The following is a 15,679-nucleotide window of genomic DNA, read 5'->3' as shown; positions in this document are numbered from 1 at the left end:
GCGTCTCCAGGTCAGGACGTACGGGAGCGCAGTCGCTTGATCAGTCGCTGTGCCACGAAGGCGAGGACCAGCAGCATGAACATCGCCCAGGCGACGGTCGCCGAGCGGCCCATCTGGTAGTTCTTCCAGCCCTCCTCGTAGAGCAGCAGGCCGAGCGTCTGGTACTGGTTGTTCGCGCCTCCGGTGACGCCGTTGGGGCCCTGGCCGAAGATCAGCGGCTCACCGAACAGCTGGGTGGCGCCGATCGTGGAGAGCACGATGGTGAAGACGATCGTGGAGCGGATACCGGGCACGGTGACGTGCCGGAACTGCTGCCAGCGGGAGGCGCCGTCCAGGGAGGCGGCCTCGTAGCGGTCGGCGGGGATGGCCTGCATCGCGGCCAGGTAGAGCAGGGCGTTGTAGCCGGTCCAGCGCCAGATGACGATGGTGGAGATGGCCGCCTGGGCGGGCCACTTGTCGGCCTCCCAGTTCACCGGGTCGACCCCGACCAGGCCGAGCCCCCAGTTGATCATGCCGAAGTCACGCTCGAAGATCATGGTGAAGACGAGCGCGGCCGCGCCGACGGACGTGGCGTACGGCACCAGCGACGCGACGCGGAAGAACAGCGAGGCGCGCATGCGGTAGTTGAGCAGGTGCGCGATGCCCAGGGCCATCAGCAGCTGCGGCACCGTGGAGATGATGCCGATGGTGATGGTGTTCTGCAGAGCGTTCCAGAACCGCGAGTCGCCCCACAGTTCGACGTAGTTGTCGAACGCCACCCACTCCATGATGTCGAGCGTGGCCAGTTCCACGTCGTGCAGGGAGATCCACGAGGTGTAGACGAGCGGGTAGAAGCTGAACGCGGCGAAGACCACGAAGAAGGGGGCGACGAACGCGTACGGCGCGCCCTTGACGTCGAGGCGGTGCAGCCAGGCGCCGCGCCGCCGTGAGGTCTCCTTGCCGTCCCCGGCACGGGACGGGCCCGGCGGCTCCTCGCCGGCCAGGGCCTTGGTGGTGGAGGTGGCCACCGGACTTCCTTCCTGAGAGCGTATGGGGAGCCGGCCGTCCCGGGCCCGCGCCCGAAGGCGGGCGGGCCCGGGACGGCCGCTGGAACTACGGTCAGCCGACCGCCTTCTGGATGCGCTCCGAGGTGGTCTTCCAGGCCTCGTCACGCGGCGTCCCCTGCTCGACCAGGGCCAGGCCCTGGGAGAAGGTGTCCTTGATGGTGCCGTCCTTGCGGCCGAGGACCTGCTTGTCCGGGATCTCCTGGGCCGCGGCGCCGAAGATCTCACCCAGCGGCGCGCCGCTGAAGTAGTCGTTCTTCACGGCCTTCACCGACGGGTCCTCGAGGGCCTTCTGCGAGGACGGGATGTTGCCGAGGTCCTTGAAGATGCGGGCCTGCTGCTCGGGCGCGGTCAGCCACGCGACGAGCTTCTGCGCCTCCTCCTTCACCGGGCTGTCCTCGATCACACCGAGGAAGGAACCGCCCCAGTTGGCGCCCTTCGGGGCACGGGCGACGTCCCACTTGCCCTTGTTGACCTCGCCGGCCTTCTCGCTGATGTGGCTCAGCATCCAGGCCGGGCAGACCGCGGTCGCGAACGTGCCGTTGGACAGACCGGGGTCCCAGCCGGGCTGGAACTGGCGCAGCTTGGCGGTCAGGTCCTCCTCGGCGGCGTCCGACGCGAGCTGCCAGGCCTCCTTGACGGCCGGGTTCGTGTCGTAGATCAGGTCGCCCTGCTCGTTGTAGTACTGCTCGGGGTAGCCGTAGACCATGGCGTTGAACAGGCCGCTGGCCGAGTCGGTGTAGGAGACGTCGCCGCCCTTGAAGTCCTTCTTGAAGGTGCGGCCGACCTCGACGTACTTCTTCCAGTCGCCGGCCCACAGCTTGCCGACCTCTTCGCGGTCGGTGGGCAGTCCGGCCTTCTCGAAGTAGTCCTTGCGGTAACAGACCGCCATGGGGCCGATGTCGGTGCCGAGCCCCAGCACCTTGCCGTCCTTGGTGGTGATCTGGGACTGCTTCCAGGGCAGGAAGTGGTCGGTGCCCTCGACCTTCGAGAAGTCGGCGAACATGTCCGCCCGGGTCTCGGTGATCTCCTTGGCACGGCCGATCTCGATGCCCTGGATGTCCTTCAGGCCCTTGCCGGCGGCGAGCTTGGTCTGCAGCGCGGTGTAGTAGGTCTGCTCGTCACCGGCTATCTCGGCCTTGATGGTGACGCCGGGGTTGTTCTTCTCGTACTCCTCCAGCAGGCCGGTCTCCTTGATGCCCATGACGCCGAACAGGCCCATGGTGATGGTGACCTTGTCGCCGTCCTTGCTGCCGCCCGTGACCGAGTCGCCGTCACCGCCGCAGCCGACGACGAGCGACAGCGCGCCGACGGCCGCGGCTGTCGCCACAGCCTTTCTGCGCATCGAACCGAGAGTGCCCATGGATCTCCTCCTAGCGACGGCGCTGACACATCGGAGTGACGAGTTCTGCGATGACTACAGCGGCTCTTGATCGAGGTGGGAACGTGCCCAACTCCGGGTGGGCACGTTCCCACCGCTGCACGAAGACTTGTAGCAGCGACGCAATCTGTCAATAACTTGAAAGCAACTTCTGCGTGGGAACCGCGCCTTCCGTTCGCCTTCCGGACCCTGGGGGTGCTTCGCCGTCCCCGGCGTCTGCAAGAATTGCCGCAGGTCACCTCCGCGGCAGAGAACGCCGCCGCGGCCGCTGAGGGGGGAGTGCATGACGGGCAACCGCCGTCCCACGATCAAGACCGTCGCCGCCCGCGCCGGCGTGGGTCGCACCACGGTCTCCCGCGTCGTCAACGGCTCCGACCTGGTCAGCGCCGACGCCCGGGCGCGGGTCCTGGCGGCGATCAAAGAACTGAACTACGTGCCCAACTCCGTCGCCCGCGGTCTGGTCACCAACCGCACCAACGCCGTGGCCCTGGTGATCCCGGAATCGGAGAGCCGGCTCGGCTCGGAGCCGTTCTTCGCCGCGCTGATCCGCGGTGTGAGCGGCGCGCTCGCCGAGAGCGGCACACAGCTGCAGCTGATGCTGGTGCGTGACCAGGCCGAACGCGACCAGCTCACCGAGTCGGTGGCCACCCGCCGGGTGGACGGTGTGCTGCTGGTCTCCGTGCACGCCGAGGACCGGCTGCCCGGCATCCTCGAGGAGATGGGCCTGCCCACGGTGCTCGCCGGCCGCCGCGACGCGGGCGAGCAGCTGAGCTACGTCAACTCCGACAACGCGGGCGGCGCCGCCGAGGCCGTCCGGCATCTGCTGGGCCGCGGGCGGAGCCGGATCGCGACGATCACCGGCCCCCAGGACATGGACGTCGGCCGCGCCCGCCTCGCGGGGTGGCACGCCGCGCACGAGGAAGCGGGCGTTCGCGCGGACGAGTCGCTGATCGAGCCGGGCGACTTCTCCGAGGACAGCGGCGGCCGCGCCATGCGTTTGCTTCTTGAACGCACGCCGGATCTGGACGCCGTGTTCGCCGCGTCGGACCTCATGGCGGTGGGCGCGCTGGCCGAATTGCGCCGACAGAAGCGCCGGGTGCCGGTCGACGTGGCCGTGGTCGGCTTCGAGGACTCGGTGCTCGCCCGGCACACCAACCCGCCGCTGACGACGGTGCGTCAGCCGGTGGAGGAGCTGGGCCGCACGATGGCCCGCATCCTCACCGACATCACCCTGAACGACGGGCCCCGGCAGCAGATCACCCTGCCCACGGAGCTGGTCGTCCGTGATTCGTCCTGACGGGGGCGCGATGGTCAAGGGCTGGTTGCTCGCCCTGCTGCTCGCGGCGGCCGGGACACTGAGCGCGGCGGGCCTGCTCGCCGACGGGGACACGGTTGCTGCGGCCGTGGTCCTTGTCGCGTGCCTCGCGTTCGCGGCGGTGAACTCTCCGCTGGTCTTCCCGGCGTCTCTCGGCGCGGAGGAGGCGCGGCGCCGCAGCGCGGCGGACGGGCGCCCGGTGATCTACTGGCGGCCGGGATGCCACTACTGCAGGCGGCTGCGCTTCAGGCTGGGCCGGGACGCGCGCCGCGCCCACTGGGTCGACATCTGGCGCGACCCGGCCGCCGCGGCGGCGGTGCGGGCGGTCGCGGACGGGAACGAGACGGTGCCGACGGTGGTCCTGCCGGACGGGCGGGCGCGGGTCAATCCTGACGCGGAGTGGGTGCGCGAACTCCTGTGACGGGCACGGCCGTTACGCCGTCCCGGGTCCCCTCGCCCCGGACACGCCCCCGGCCTGCGACGGCATGTCCGGCTGGTGGTCGGCCCAGACGTACGTGCGCGGGAGGAGGTCGATGACCGGGACCGCGCGGAGGCCTCCGCCGGGGGCGGGGACGACGACCTCGAGGGCGGGGAAGTAGTCGAGGAGGGCCTGGCGGCAGCGGCCGCACGGGGGGACGACTCCGCGGTCGCGGTCGCCCACCGCGACGATCGTCCTCAGGTCGTAGGCGCCCTGGGCGGCGGCCGTGCCGACGACGACCAGTTCGGCGCACGGGCCGCCGGTGAAGTGGTAGGCGTTCACACCCGTGACGATCCGGCCGTCCGTGGCGCGGGCCGCGGCGGCCATGGTGTGGTTGTCGCCCCGGCAGCGGGTGCGGGCGACCTCGGCCGCGGCCGCCACGAGTTCCTCGTCGACGTCGTGCGTGTGCATGGTCCGGCGTGCCTTCCCTTACGGTTCTTGGCCTGTGCCAGAAGGACCGTGATGCGTGACGGCCGTCGTGCGCAAGCCGGTTTCCACGGGTCAGGTGTGTTCGGGGGCCGTCAGCCAGGCCACCAGCGTGCGCCAGCGTTCCGGTTGGCCGGTGTCCCGCGGGCCGACCAGGTACACCTCCTCCACGATGTTCTGCGCGCGCAGGCCGTGGCGCGCGGCGAAGGAGCCCACGGCGCCGTAGGTCAGGTCGAGGTCGTCGTGCGGGCCGGTGTGGGTGGCGACGGCGGCCGTCCGGGCCGGCAGGTCCAGCTCGCGCACGGTGGCCGGGGCTCCCGGGGGCAGCGGGGTCTCGGCGGGCAGGTAGACGGTGGCGTGACCGTGGTCCTCGGTGAACAGTTCGTGCGTGTAGCGGCCGCCCGGCGGGAGCACCGGGCGGTGTCCGGCGGCGGCGTCGAGGTCGCGCATCGCCGCGTCGTACCAGTCCAGGCCGGCGCCCGCGGGCACGTCGAGGGAGACCGCGTACACCCGCTGGGGCGGGAGGACCTCCAGCGTCACCGTCCGTTCGGCGCCGGGATCGAGGAGTTCGCGGAGTGCTTCGACGGCGCGCTGGGTGCGGCCGAGGCGGTCCTCGAGCCGGCGGAGGTGGGCGGCCACGACCTGCCGGGCCGTGTCCCGGTCGGCCGCCCCGCCGTGTGCGCCGGTTTCCGCCTCCAGGAAGCGGCGCAGGTCCGCCAGGGGGAGGTCGAGGTCGCGGAACCGCCGGATGGTCTGGGCGGGCCGTACCTGGTCGGGCGAGTAGTAGCGGTAGCCCGTCACCGGGTCGACCTCGGCGGGGACCAGCAGATCCTGCTCGTGGTAGCGGCGGAGCGTGCGGATGCTGAGGTGGGTGATGCGGGAGAACTCTCCGATGGTGAGTCGCTCCGTCATGGTGTGCTCCTGGCGGGCCGGTCCGGGGCCGGCCGGTGCTCGGCCGGTCCCGGGGTGCTTCAGGCAGGGTCGGGGGTGATCTCCAGCCGGATGATCGCGCCCCGCGCGTCGCGGTCGAACGTGAAGCGGAGCGTCACCGGGCTGCCGGGGAAGTCCCCCGACACCTCGGCGACGGCGCGGCAGACGTCCCTCGTGCCGGTGACCTCCCGTACGTCGTACTCCACGGGCGGGACGTGGTCCAGCCAGCGGCGCACCTCCGTGAGTCCCCGGTGGGTTCGGCCCTCGTCGCGTACGACGACATCGTCGTCGAAGAGCGCGAGGTACCGCGCGCGGTCGGCGGCCGTGGCCGCGGCCACGTACTCCTCGACGAAGGCGCGGGGATCCGCGGTCGTCCTGGTTCGGTGGGCTTCGGACATGGGGGTTCCTCCGGTGCGTCGGGAGCGGCTCATACGGCGCGGACCGTGCCGCCGTCGACGGCGTACTCGGCGCCGGCGACCGCGGCGGCGCGGGGTGAGGCGAGGAAGGCGATCACCTCGGCCACCTCCTCCGGTTCGGCGGGCCGGCCCAGGGGGATGCCACCGAGCATCCCCATCAGGTCGTCGAGGGCGGCCTCCCGGGTGACGCCTCCCTCCCGCATCCGGCGGGCCAGCAGCTGCTCGGCTCCGTCGGTGCGGATGAAGCCCGGGGCGACCGAGTTGACCCGTACGCCGGCCGGGGCCACCTCGTTGGCGAGCCCTTTGCTGTACGTGGTCAGGGCGGCCTTGGCGGCGGCGTAGGCCAGGGTCGAGTCGTGCAGGGGCATGCGGCGCTGGATGGACGTGACGTGCACGACGGCGCCCGAGCCGCGCGCCACCATCGCGGGAAGCAGGGCCCGGTCGAGACGGACGGCGGACAGGAGGTTGAGCGCCAGTTCGCGCGACCACAGCGGGTCGTCGAGGGCGGCGAAGCCCCCGGCCGGGGAGTCGGATCCGCCCACGATGTGCACGAGGACGTCGGGGGCGCCGACACGTGCGGGGATCTCCGCGGCGGCGGCGGCCACCCCTTCTGCGGTGCCCAGGTCGCCCTGGACGAAGAGGGTGTCGCCTTCCTCCGGCGCCGTACGGGCGATGGTGACGACCTGGGCACCCATCTGCCGGAGCCGCCGTACCGTCGCCAGTCCGGTGCCCTTGCTGCCGCCGGCGACCACGGCGACGCGTCCCTCGAGTTCGGTGTCGTTCATGTCAGCCACCCTGGGACCTCTCCCGGGGGGAGACTCAAGCGCGCACCTGCGACGGCCGCACTCGCCCGCACGCAATAGTCATGGACACGCCGTAGCCGTGATGGGATAAGGTCCGGAAGTCGATCACTCGTTTGTGATCATCTCGCGGCGTTTCTGGGGAGAGCGCGCCGCATCCCACCGCACTTCTCAGGGGGGTCCTCATGACTCATCCGTCCTTGCCCAAGCGCCCGATGCTCGGGCGGCTTCCCGTGCTGCGTTCACCGATCGGTCTCGCGCACGCCGTGACCGCGCTGCTCGCCTTCATGATCGTCGCCGACGTGCTGGGCTTCGGCGCGGCGGCGTACATGATGTCCGTGATGGGGGACGTGGCGTCCGGCGGCGGCGCGGGCGATGTCGGCCTGGGTGCGGTCGACCGGGCGGTCTGGGCGGTCGGCATGACCACCTCGATGTACATGCTCGGCCTGCTCGGCACGGCGACGCTGTTCATCATCTGGTTCCACCGGGTGCGTCACAACGCGGAGGTGTTCGCGCCGGACGTACAGCGCCGCACGCCGGGCTGGGCGATCGGCGGCTGGTTCATCCCGTTCGCCAACCTGTTCATCCCGCGCGGTATCGCCGCGGACGTCCTGCGCGCCAGCCAGCCGGACCCCTACGCGTCCGAGGTGCGGCATCAGGGCCTGCTGAACGCCTGGTGGGGCATGTGGATCGCGTCGAACATCTTCGACCGGTTCGCCACGAACCGGTACGACGAAGCAAGCGACCCGCAGGCGATCCACGACGCCGCGGGATGGCTGATGACGGGGTCGGTCCTCGACCTCGTGTCCGCGGTGCTGGCCCTGCTGTTCGTCCGCAGGTTGACGGCGGCTCAGAACGACAAGGCGATGGCGGGGCGGCAGCCGCTCCAGCAGCCCGCGCCGCAGTATCCGGCGGCAGGCGGCCCCGTTACGCGCGGCGGCCCGGTTCCGGGCGCTTGACGCCGGTGCGGGACGTCCCGTGACGGTGTGCTCCGGACCGCCGGCGCGCGCCGCGCAGGTCTAACGCCCCGCGTGGGCGCACGCCCAGGCGGACATGCCCTGGATGCGGGCGAGGCGTTCGGCCACCGCGATCTGCTCCTTGCGCGTCGCGAGGTCGGCCCGTGGCGCGTACTTCAGCCCTCCGGCCGCGACCCAGCTCGACTGCGAGAACTGCAGTCCGCCGTAGTGGCCGTTGCCTGTGTTGGCCTTCCAGTTGCCGCCCGACTCGCACCGGGCGATGGCGTCCCAGTCGGTTCCGGGGCGGGCCGAGGCCGACGCTGCCGCCTCGGTCGCGGTCGTGCCGAGGGCGGTCGCTGCGGCCAGGACCACCAGCGCGGCCCGGACACGCAGTCCGGAGGCACGGCGCTCGGTGACCTGAGGGGCGGTGTGTCTCGATGTCATAGGCCCACTGTTATGCCACCCGGAGCCGTCACGGCATGTCGGCCGCCAAGTCACTACGCCGGCCGGGGGACGCGGTATCGGCCACCCGTGAGCGCGTCATGGTCCGGCCTGCCTGTCATTCCCTTGACCGGAAGGTGAGTTCGTGAGCGCGACACAGGGCGCCATGGCAGGGACGGGCGACGCGAACGCACCACGCGGACGGACGCGTTGGGGCGTGGTGACGGCGATCCTGTCGCTTCCGGCGCCGGCCGTGGGCGCCTTCCTGCTGATGATGGCGGTACGGGTGCTCGTTTCCTGCACCCGCGCGAGGTCCGCGCGGGTCCAGGCAGTCCGGTGCTTGGATGGCGGTGCCGTTCCGGCAGGCCGGTGCCGGGCGCGTCGGCCGGGAACGGCCGCCGGCCCGGCGGGCCACGCAGCTGAGTCAGGCCGAGGTCTCGACGGCCTCCTTGATTCGCCGGCCGAAGGCGGGGGCGTCCTTGCGTGACGCGCCCGCGGCGAGAGGGAGCAGCATCTTGCCCACGCCGTGCCCTTCGAGCACGTTGAACAGGCGCACCCTGGTGCCGCCGTCAGGTGTGGGTTCGAGGTCGTACCCGCCGTCCTGGGCGGTGATCGAGTTGTGCGACACCTCGTGCCAGCGCATACGGGTGGGTGCGGTCAACTCGTAGATCTCGAAGTCCCGTTCGGAGCGCATCCCGGCGTCCTTCACCGTGCTGTGGAACACCGTGCCCACATGGGTGTCGCCGTCGGGGCTCTTCTCCATCTTCAGGACGCGGGGACTGAACTCGGGGTCGTTCCGGCCGTCCGCGAGGTAGGCGAAGACGTCCTCGATGGGCCGGTCGACATCCACGACGACCTCGAACTGAGCACTCATGGTCTCTCTCCCGGATATTCCGGGGCGGCACCCCGGATGAAGGGGACATCTCCACCGTAACCGGACGTGTCCGGGCTGCCCAGCGCTCAGTCGGCCGCGGCGTCGAGTTCCTTGCGCAGGGCCGCCGCCGTGACGGCGGGGTCGTAACCGTCGGGGACGCCGTCGATCAGGATGATGTCGCCCTCGATGTGCCGGGAACGCAGCGGTGCGATCTCCCGGTAGGCGGGCGAGTCCCACCAGTCACGTGCCTCGGTGATCCCGGGGAAGGCGATCATCACCACGTGCCCGGGCCAGGCGCCCTCCTTCACCTCGTGGCGCGTGGCGTGCACCAGGAAGCGGCCGCCGAACGGCTCCAGCGTGGCGGGGATGCGCTCCATGTACTCCGCGATGTCGGGGTGCGGTGCGGCCGGCCGCAGATGGGCGATGGCGTACGCGGTCATGGTGTCCTCCACGGTGTGTCGGTCTCGTACGTGGTGATCCTGGCATCGGGCCGGGGACGGGGTCGATGACCTCGGAGGTAAGGGAACGGCGTGCTCCGCACGGCTCGGACGGCACGGCCGGTCGGCGGTGTCCGTCACCCGTACGAGCGCACTGCTCGGACCGGCGGCACGGCAGCCGGACCATGCGACAGGCGGCCTGCCGGGGTCCGTAGGACAGTGGTGACCATGAATCGTCACCGTCGCCCGCCCCGGCGCGCCCCATGGATCGCCGGCGGCGCCGCCGCGCTGGTCCTGGGGGGCGTCGGCGTATGGGTGTGGGTGGCACAGGACGACGGCACGCCGAGCCCGAGGCCGTCCGCGTCGAACGACCTGACCCTGCCGACACTGGGCCCGCTGCCGACGCCGACCTCCGGGACGTCGTCGCCGGGGCCGACCGGCACGGGCGGGACCGGGGGGCCGGCGCCCACGGCGTCCCGTCCCGGCGGGGCGGCCGAGCCGAGCGGCGGTCCGGCGACGCGACCGTCACCGCCCGGGCAGGGGCGGACCCAGCCGCCGGGTGTGCCGGATCAGGGTGCCGGGACCGGGCCGGCCGTTCCGGACGGCGGGACCGGGCCAGTCGTTCCGGAGGGCGGGACCGCCACCGGGCCTCCGCTGGTGGCGGGCACGTCCGGGGTTGCGCCGTCCACCCGGACGCCGGGGCTCGTGCCTCCGCCGCCCACCTCCACGGGCGGGGCGGGAACGGGTACCGACACGGGCACGGGCGCACCGGGGAGGCCCACTTCCCCGGCGCGGTCGGCGGCGCCCGAGGCCCCGCTCCGGTCAGCCGGCCCTGAGCCGGCGGCGCCGTCCTCGCAGCCGACCCGGACCACGGCGCCGACGCCTCCCGGACCGCGCATCCCTCCGCCGCCCGGGACCGCGACACGGGTCCCCACGACCCACCCGCCGGTCTCCCCCGCACCGCGGCAGCCGGCCGGGACGGCCACGCCCGAGCCCGCGTCGACCGCGGCGACCGGGGCCGCTGCGGCGACCGCGAAGCCCACCGAAGAGCCGACCGGGAAGGCACATACGAAGCCCGCCACCAAGCCGAAGCCTTCGGCCACTCCCCCACCGACGGACGCCCCCACCACCTCGTGGTACACCTCCCCCGCCGCCACGGACGCCGCCCGCCGTATGTCCGCCGCCGGCACCGTCGGCGACCCCGCCTGCACCCTGTCGGCCGTGGGGCGGCCCGACCCCGCCCTGGTGCCGCGCGAGAGCCGGATCGGGATCGGGCACCACGGCACGTACTGGTGCCTCGTCTGGTGATCCGGGGCGGGCCGTCTCCGCGTAGGCTGCCCTCGGGACGAACACGGCTGCGCGGGGGAGCACATGACGGCTGGGACGGCACCGAGGTGGGACTCGGCACTCGAATCGGTGACGGTGTACGCGCAGGGCGCGCTGTGCCGTCGCGTCGCCCGGGGCACGGTCCCTGCGGAGGGACAGGTACGGGTGCCCGGACTGCCGCGCTCGCTCGACCCCCACTCGCTGCGCGCCCGCGTCCTCGGTGCGCCGGGGACGCGGGTCACCGAGGCGCGGGCGGAGATCCACGCGGAGCCGGTGGACGAGGACGCCGTCGCCGGGGCGCGGCGTGAGGTCGACCGGCTGACCGAGGCGTACCAGGCCGCCGACGCCCGGCGGGAGCGGCAGTTGAAGCGCATCGAGGAGGTCGGCGCGCTGCGTCCGGTGCCGCCCGGCCGCAAGCGCGAGGACCCGCATCGCCGTACCCCGGTGGACGCCTGGCTGGAGCTGGCCGACTTCGTCGACGAGCGCCTGACCGTGCTGCACGACGGGCTCCGCGAACTGGAGGACGAACTCGGGCGTCTGGAACACGAGATGGAGGTGGCGCAGGACCGGCTGGCCCGCGTGAGCACCGACGCGCCGGCCTCCGGGGTCGCCTCCGCGTACACGGCGGTGCTGACGCTGCGCGGCGCGGCCGGGGCGGAGGCGGAGGTCGAGATCGAGTACGGGGTGCCCGGCGCCGTCTGGGTGCCGGCGTACCGCCTCACGCACCGTCAGGGTGAGGACAGCGGACGGCTGCTGCTGCGGGCCTCGGTCGCGCAGCGGTCCGGTGAGGACTGGACGGGCGTGCGGATCGCCTTCGCCACGGCCGATCTGCGGCGACGTACCGATCTGCCCCGGCTGCGGTCGGTCCGTATCGGGCGCAGCCAGCCCGCGCCGGCCCCGTCCGGGTGGCGGGAGCCTCCGGCAGGGCTGACCGACCTGTTCGCCGGGTATGAGGCGGCGGGTCCGCGGCCGGAGTCCGATGTGATCGCGGGGGCGAGAGCGGGCGGGTGGGCCGTCGGCGGTGCCGTCGCGGACACCGCGGTCACGGTGGGCGCCGCCCACGGCGCTCCGCCCCCTCCCCCGCCGCCGTCTCCGGCGCCCTCCGCACCGCCCGCCCCCGGCGCCGCGTTCGGCGCACCGGCACAGGGCTTCGGTGGTCCGGCGGCGCCGGGCTCGGCTCCCGCCCCGGACCGGGGGCGGCCCCGGTCCCGCCCCGGTTCCGGCCCCCGCCCGGCCGCCTCACCCCGTGCGGGCGGCCGTGCCCACGCCGCCGCCCCGGAGTCCGCGGGCGCCGCCCCGTACGCACCGCCCCCGCCCGTCCCGGGCCCGCCCCGGCCGGACGACGCCGAACTCGACTACACGGCCCTCGTGCTGAGCGGTCCGGACGAGCCGCGGGACCGCCGGGGGCGGCTCTTCCCCGACACGGGCTTCGACCCGGTGACCGCCGAGTACCGCCGGCGCGCCGAGAAGCCCACCGCGCTGCCGCTGCCCGGGCACGCCGTGCGGCCCCACGAGTCAGCCGGCTCGTTCGACCACCGTTACGACGCGGCGGCGCCCGCCGACATCCCGTCGGACGGCACCTGGCACACCGTCACCGTCGGCGAGATCGCGGTGGGTCTGCGCACCGAGTACGTGTGCGTTCCGGCGGTGGAGCAGACCGTGTACGCGACGCTGGTGCTGTCCAACGCGACCGATCAGGCGCTGCTGGCGGGCCCGGTCGAGGTGAGCGTCGACGGGGAGTACCAGCTGACCGCCGCCCTGCCCACCCTGGCGCCGGGCGGTGTGCGCCGCCTCGGGCTGGGGCCGGCGGAGGCCGTCGCCGTCACCCGGCGGACGCACCTCACCGAGTCGACCGCGGGTCTGCGCAACAACGTCACCGTGCTCGACCACCGCGTTCACGTGGAGCTGGCCAACCGGCTCCCGGCGGCGGTCCGCGTCGAAGTGCGCGAGCGTGTGCCGGTCACCTCGGAGGCGGACGTACGGATCGAGGAACGGGCCGGCTGGACCGAGCCCGAGGACACCGCGGACCGCGAGCGGCACGCCACGGGCACCCGGATCTGGCGGGTCGACCTGCCGCCCGGCGGCACGGTCGCCCTCGACGGCGGCTACGAGATCAGGATTCCGGCCGGCAAGGCCCTGACCGGCGGCAACCGCAGGAGCTGACACAGGCATGTCTACGTCACCGTCATCGGAGCCGACCGCCCCGGTCCCCCTCCCCGTCACGGCCGTCACCTGCACCGAGGACCGCGCGCACGTCGAGCGCGGCGCGACGCTCGAACTGCGGCCCGGCACACAGCTGCTGCGGCTCGGCCCGGTCAGCGCCCTGGCCGTCGACCGGACGCTGCACGCCGAGCTGACCGCCGCTTTCCCGGCGACCGTGCTCGATGTGCGCATCGTGCGCGCGTGGACGCCGCGCGGGCCCGAGCCTTCCGACGACGACTCGCCGCTGCGCCGACGCGTGACCTCCCTGGAGGAGGAGCGGCCGGTGCTGGAGCAGCGCCGGGACCGGCTGGCGGCGCGTGGGGACGCGCTGGGCCGGCTCGCGGCGGACCTGCTGCGGGAGATCGGCGAGGGCGCCGGGTCCGGTGAGGCCGAACGGGACCGCTGGGCCCGGGAGTTGGACCGCGTCGACGAGGAGCGGGAACGGCAGGCCGAGCGGCTGCGCGAGGTGGAGACGCGGCTGCGGGCGCTCTCCGACGAGCTGCGCGAGGTCGAGCAGGCCCTCGCCGACGCGGAGACGGAGCCCGCCGAGCTGGTCGGGCATGTCGAGCTGACCGTGGAGGCTTCGGGTGAGGGAACGGCGGAGCTGCGGCTGAGCCATCTCACGCCGTGCGCCCTGTGGCGGCCGGCGTACCGGGCCACGCTGGACGGGGACGCGCTCACCCTGGAGACGGAGGCGATGGTCTGGCAGCGCACCGGCGAGGACTGGTCGGGCGTACGGCTGACGCTGTCCACCGCGCGTTCCTCGGCGGCGACGGAGCCGCCGGTGCTCGGCGAGGACCGGCTGACGCTCCAGGACCGCTCCCCCGAGGAGCGCCGCACCGTCCGTGTGGACCTGCGGGAGGAGGAGATCGCGGACCTGGGTCCCGCTCCGGTGCTCGGACTGCCGGGGGTGGACGACGGCGGCGAGGTCCGCGTGCTGCACGCCCCCGACCCGGTGTCCGTGCCCGCCGACGGGCGCGCGCACCGGGTGCCGGTGTCGTCGTTCACCACGGCCGCGCGTAGTGAGTACGCCTGCGCGCCGGAGCTGTCGCCGCTGGTGACGCAGGTGGTGCGGGCCGACAACCGGTCCGGGCACGCGCTGCTGGCCGGACCGGTGGACCTGATCCGCGGCAGCGGGTTCGTCGGGCGCGGCACACTGGAGTTCACCGCTCCGGGGGCCGCCGTCGAGCTGGCATTCGGCAGCCGGGACGACCACCGGGTGGTACGGGAGACGGAGGAGACGCGCGACACGGCGGGGCTGACCCAGCGGACCGTGCTCACGCGGACCGTGCGGCTGCATCTGTCACGGTTCTCCGCGCCGGACGAGCGGGACGAACGGGTGGTCGTCGTCCGGGAGCGCATCCCGGTGTCCGAGGTGTCGGCGGTGGAGGTGCGGCTGCGGGAGGAGGCGTGCTCGCCCGCGCCGGACTCCGTGGACGCGGACGGCATCGCCCGCTGGGACGTGACCCTCCCTCCGGGCGGGCGCCGCACGCTCACGCTGGTCCACGAGGTGTCGGCGAGCAGCAAGGTCACCGGCCTCTGAGCCGAAGCGCATCGCGCCCCGCCCCGGCCCGCACGGTGAACACGCCGTGCGGGCCTTCACATGAGCTTGACGGGCCCAGGGGTGGGAACACGCGAGGTCTTGCTATACAGTTCGTCAGCAAGCGGGACGGTTACCCGTGGTAATGGCGTACGGACTCGACTCGAGGAGGCCCCGGCATGGCTCTGACCACCTCCCGGGCACAGCACCCGGATCAGCCGTCGGACGACGGCGTCGACGTGGCCCGTCGGCTGCTCGACTCGTCCGCGCAGCTCTCGTACGACCCGCTCGTCGAGGTCGACTGGGACACCCCGCTGGACAAGGACTTCCACGGCGCCAGCCCGGAGTGGAGCACGCTCTACTCCACCGCGTACTGGGAGGAGATGAGCGACGCCCAGCGCAAGGAGCTGACGCGGCAGGAGGCGGCGTCGGTCGCCTGCACCGGCATCTGGTTCGAGATGATCCTCCAGCAGATGATCCTGCGGGACATCTACTCCAAGGACCCCACGGACGAGACGTTCCAGTGGGCGCTGACCGAGATCGCCGACGAGTGCCGGCACTCGATCATGTTCGCCCGGGGCGCGAAGAAGCTCGGCGCGCCGGCCTACCGCCCGCGCCGGGTGGCGGTCGAACTGGGCCGGCTGTTCAAGACCACCGCCTTCGGCGAGGCCGCCTACGCGGCGATCCTGGTCGCCGAGGAGGTCCTCGACGTCATGCAGCGCGACTGGATGCGCGACGAGCGGGTCGTGCCGTTCGTCCGCACCATCAACAACATCCATGTCGTGGAGGAGTCGCGGCACATGATGTTCGCGCGCGAGGAGACGCGGAAGCACCTCGCCCGCGCCGGTCGCGTGCGCCGCCGCATCCACGCGGTGATGATCGCGATCTCCGCGTACGTCATCGTCACCAGCATGGTGAACCGCGAGGTGTACGCGAACGCCGGCCTGGACGAGGAGCGCGCGCTGCGTGAGGCCCGTGCCAACGAGCACCACAAGTCCATGGTGCGGGCGAGCTGTTCGGGCCTGATGGAGTTCCTCTCCTCCTGCGGACTGCTCACTCGTCCCGCCCTCTTCTGGTACAAGCGCGCCCACCTCATCTGACCACGTACAGCCTG

General features: G+C 72.9%; 16 protein-coding genes. 7 read left to right on the top strand and 9 right to left on the bottom strand.

Annotation, left to right across the window (positions count from 1 at the left end; translation table 11 throughout):
- Window positions 1-11 precede the first annotated feature (11 nt).
- Entirely contained in the window at window positions 12-1,007 is a 996-nt protein-coding gene (locus MTR79_RS15290) for a sugar ABC transporter permease (RefSeq protein ID WP_048459958.1), read from the bottom strand.
- Window positions 1,008-1,098: 91 nt separating this feature from the next.
- Window positions 1,099-2,406 (bottom strand): extracellular solute-binding protein, encoded by a 1,308-nt coding sequence (locus MTR79_RS15285; protein WP_114875727.1) that lies wholly within the window; start codon window positions 2,404-2,406, stop codon window positions 1,099-1,101.
- A 301-nt stretch (window positions 2,407-2,707) separates the two neighbouring features.
- Between MTR79_RS15285 and MTR79_RS15280 the strand changes: the two genes are divergently transcribed.
- Together MTR79_RS15280 and MTR79_RS15275 are read left to right on the top strand one after the other, a co-directional pair.
- Window positions 2,708-3,721 (top strand): LacI family DNA-binding transcriptional regulator, encoded by a 1,014-nt coding sequence (locus tag MTR79_RS15280; protein WP_086704961.1) that lies wholly within the window; start codon window positions 2,708-2,710, stop codon window positions 3,719-3,721.
- 10 nt (window positions 3,722-3,731) lie between these two features.
- On the top strand, window positions 3,732-4,160 hold the full coding sequence (locus tag MTR79_RS15275) for a glutaredoxin domain-containing protein (RefSeq protein WP_244793178.1): 429 nt from the start codon (window positions 3,732-3,734) through the stop codon (window positions 4,158-4,160).
- Window positions 4,161-4,172: 12 nt separating this feature from the next.
- Here the strand turns inward: MTR79_RS15275 and MTR79_RS15270 are convergent, their stop codons facing one another.
- The 4 genes from MTR79_RS15270 to MTR79_RS15255 form a co-directional block, all read right to left on the bottom strand.
- Window positions 4,173-4,628, bottom strand: coding sequence for a cytidine deaminase (locus MTR79_RS15270; protein WP_244790659.1), 456 nt, complete (start codon window positions 4,626-4,628; stop codon window positions 4,173-4,175).
- 90 nt (window positions 4,629-4,718) lie between these two features.
- Window positions 4,719-5,555 (bottom strand): MerR family transcriptional regulator, encoded by an 837-nt coding sequence (locus tag MTR79_RS15265; protein WP_086704958.1) that lies wholly within the window; start codon window positions 5,553-5,555, stop codon window positions 4,719-4,721.
- Window positions 5,556-5,614: 59 nt separating this feature from the next.
- Window positions 5,615-5,971, bottom strand: coding sequence for a nuclear transport factor 2 family protein (locus MTR79_RS15260; RefSeq protein WP_244790657.1), 357 nt, complete (start codon window positions 5,969-5,971; stop codon window positions 5,615-5,617).
- A 29-nt stretch (window positions 5,972-6,000) separates the two neighbouring features.
- The gene (locus MTR79_RS15255; protein WP_244790655.1) at window positions 6,001-6,774 is read right to left on the bottom strand and encodes an SDR family oxidoreductase; all 774 of its coding nucleotides are present in this window, start codon (window positions 6,772-6,774) and stop codon (window positions 6,001-6,003) included.
- 200 nt (window positions 6,775-6,974) lie between these two features.
- Here MTR79_RS15255 and MTR79_RS15250 point away from each other — a divergent pair, with 200 nt between their 5' ends.
- Entirely contained in the window at window positions 6,975-7,748 is a 774-nt protein-coding gene (locus tag MTR79_RS15250) for a DUF4328 domain-containing protein (RefSeq protein ID WP_244790653.1), read from the top strand.
- A 60-nt stretch (window positions 7,749-7,808) separates the two neighbouring features.
- Here MTR79_RS15250 and MTR79_RS15245 read toward each other — a convergent pair whose 3' ends face one another.
- The 3 genes from MTR79_RS15245 to MTR79_RS15235 form a co-directional block, all read right to left on the bottom strand.
- Window positions 7,809-8,189, bottom strand: coding sequence for a transglycosylase family protein (locus tag MTR79_RS15245; protein ID WP_244790651.1), 381 nt, complete (start codon window positions 8,187-8,189; stop codon window positions 7,809-7,811).
- Between the two features lie 421 nt (window positions 8,190-8,610).
- Window positions 8,611-9,060: an SRPBCC family protein gene (locus MTR79_RS15240; RefSeq protein WP_199208523.1), complete on the bottom strand. Its 450-nt coding sequence runs from the start codon at window positions 9,058-9,060 to the stop codon at window positions 8,611-8,613.
- 86 nt (window positions 9,061-9,146) lie between these two features.
- Complete coding sequence (locus MTR79_RS15235; protein WP_086704962.1) at window positions 9,147-9,500, bottom strand: DUF1330 domain-containing protein; 354 nt, start codon at window positions 9,498-9,500, stop codon at window positions 9,147-9,149.
- Window positions 9,501-10,670: 1,170 nt separating this feature from the next.
- Here MTR79_RS15235 and MTR79_RS33595 point away from each other — a divergent pair.
- The 4 genes from MTR79_RS33595 to MTR79_RS15220 all read left to right on the top strand — a co-directional run bounded on the left by MTR79_RS33595 (window position 10,671) and on the right by MTR79_RS15220 (window position 15,665).
- A complete protein-coding gene (locus MTR79_RS33595) occupies window positions 10,671-10,805 on the top strand; it encodes a hypothetical protein (RefSeq protein WP_269847713.1) in 135 nt (44 codons plus the stop codon).
- A 63-nt stretch (window positions 10,806-10,868) separates the two neighbouring features.
- A complete protein-coding gene (locus MTR79_RS15230; protein WP_244790649.1) occupies window positions 10,869-12,986 on the top strand; it encodes a DUF4139 domain-containing protein in 2,118 nt (705 codons plus the stop codon).
- Window positions 12,987-12,993: 7 nt separating this feature from the next.
- The gene (locus tag MTR79_RS15225) at window positions 12,994-14,568 is read left to right on the top strand and encodes a mucoidy inhibitor MuiA family protein (protein ID WP_244790647.1); all 1,575 of its coding nucleotides are present in this window, start codon (window positions 12,994-12,996) and stop codon (window positions 14,566-14,568) included.
- A 176-nt stretch (window positions 14,569-14,744) separates the two neighbouring features.
- Window positions 14,745-15,665: a diiron oxygenase gene (locus MTR79_RS15220; RefSeq protein WP_048454755.1), complete on the top strand. Its 921-nt coding sequence runs from the start codon at window positions 14,745-14,747 to the stop codon at window positions 15,663-15,665.
- The last annotated feature ends 14 nt before the right edge of the window (window positions 15,666-15,679 follow it).

It is taken from the genome of Streptomyces sp. BJ20 (assembly GCF_022869105.1).
GTDB lineage: Bacteria > Actinomycetota > Actinomycetes > Streptomycetales > Streptomycetaceae > Streptomyces > Streptomyces griseoincarnatus.
This window is presented reverse-complemented; position numbering and strand designations above follow the sequence as displayed.

Coding starts and splice junctions, on each gene's coding strand:
- MTR79_RS15280 (WP_086704961.1), top strand. CDS start 2,708: ATGACGGGCAACCGCCGTCCCACGATCAAGACCGTCGCCGCCCGCGCC.
- MTR79_RS15275 (WP_244793178.1), top strand. CDS start 3,732: ATGGTCAAGGGCTGGTTGCTCGCCCTGCTGCTCGCGGCGGCCGGGACA.
- MTR79_RS15265 (WP_086704958.1), bottom strand. CDS start 5,555: ATGACGGAGCGACTCACCATCGGAGAGTTCTCCCGCATCACCCACCTC.
- MTR79_RS15230 (WP_244790649.1), top strand. CDS start 10,869: ATGACGGCTGGGACGGCACCGAGGTGGGACTCGGCACTCGAATCGGTG.
- MTR79_RS15240 (WP_199208523.1), bottom strand. CDS start 9,060: ATGAGTGCTCAGTTCGAGGTCGTCGTGGATGTCGACCGGCCCATCGAG.
- MTR79_RS15255 (WP_244790655.1), bottom strand. CDS start 6,774: ATGAACGACACCGAACTCGAGGGACGCGTCGCCGTGGTCGCCGGCGGC.
- MTR79_RS15270 (WP_244790659.1), bottom strand. CDS start 4,628: ATGCACACGCACGACGTCGACGAGGAACTCGTGGCGGCCGCGGCCGAG.
- MTR79_RS15220 (WP_048454755.1), top strand. CDS start 14,745: ATGGCTCTGACCACCTCCCGGGCACAGCACCCGGATCAGCCGTCGGAC.
- MTR79_RS15250 (WP_244790653.1), top strand. CDS start 6,975: ATGACTCATCCGTCCTTGCCCAAGCGCCCGATGCTCGGGCGGCTTCCC.
- MTR79_RS15235 (WP_086704962.1), bottom strand. CDS start 9,500: ATGACCGCGTACGCCATCGCCCATCTGCGGCCGGCCGCACCGCACCCC.
- MTR79_RS15225 (WP_244790647.1), top strand. CDS start 12,994: ATGTCTACGTCACCGTCATCGGAGCCGACCGCCCCGGTCCCCCTCCCC.
- MTR79_RS15285 (WP_114875727.1), bottom strand. CDS start 2,406: ATGGGCACTCTCGGTTCGATGCGCAGAAAGGCTGTGGCGACAGCCGCG.
- MTR79_RS15245 (WP_244790651.1), bottom strand. CDS start 8,189: ATGACATCGAGACACACCGCCCCTCAGGTCACCGAGCGCCGTGCCTCC.
- MTR79_RS15260 (WP_244790657.1), bottom strand. CDS start 5,971: ATGTCCGAAGCCCACCGAACCAGGACGACCGCGGATCCCCGCGCCTTC.
- MTR79_RS33595 (WP_269847713.1), top strand. CDS start 10,671: ATGTCCGCCGCCGGCACCGTCGGCGACCCCGCCTGCACCCTGTCGGCC.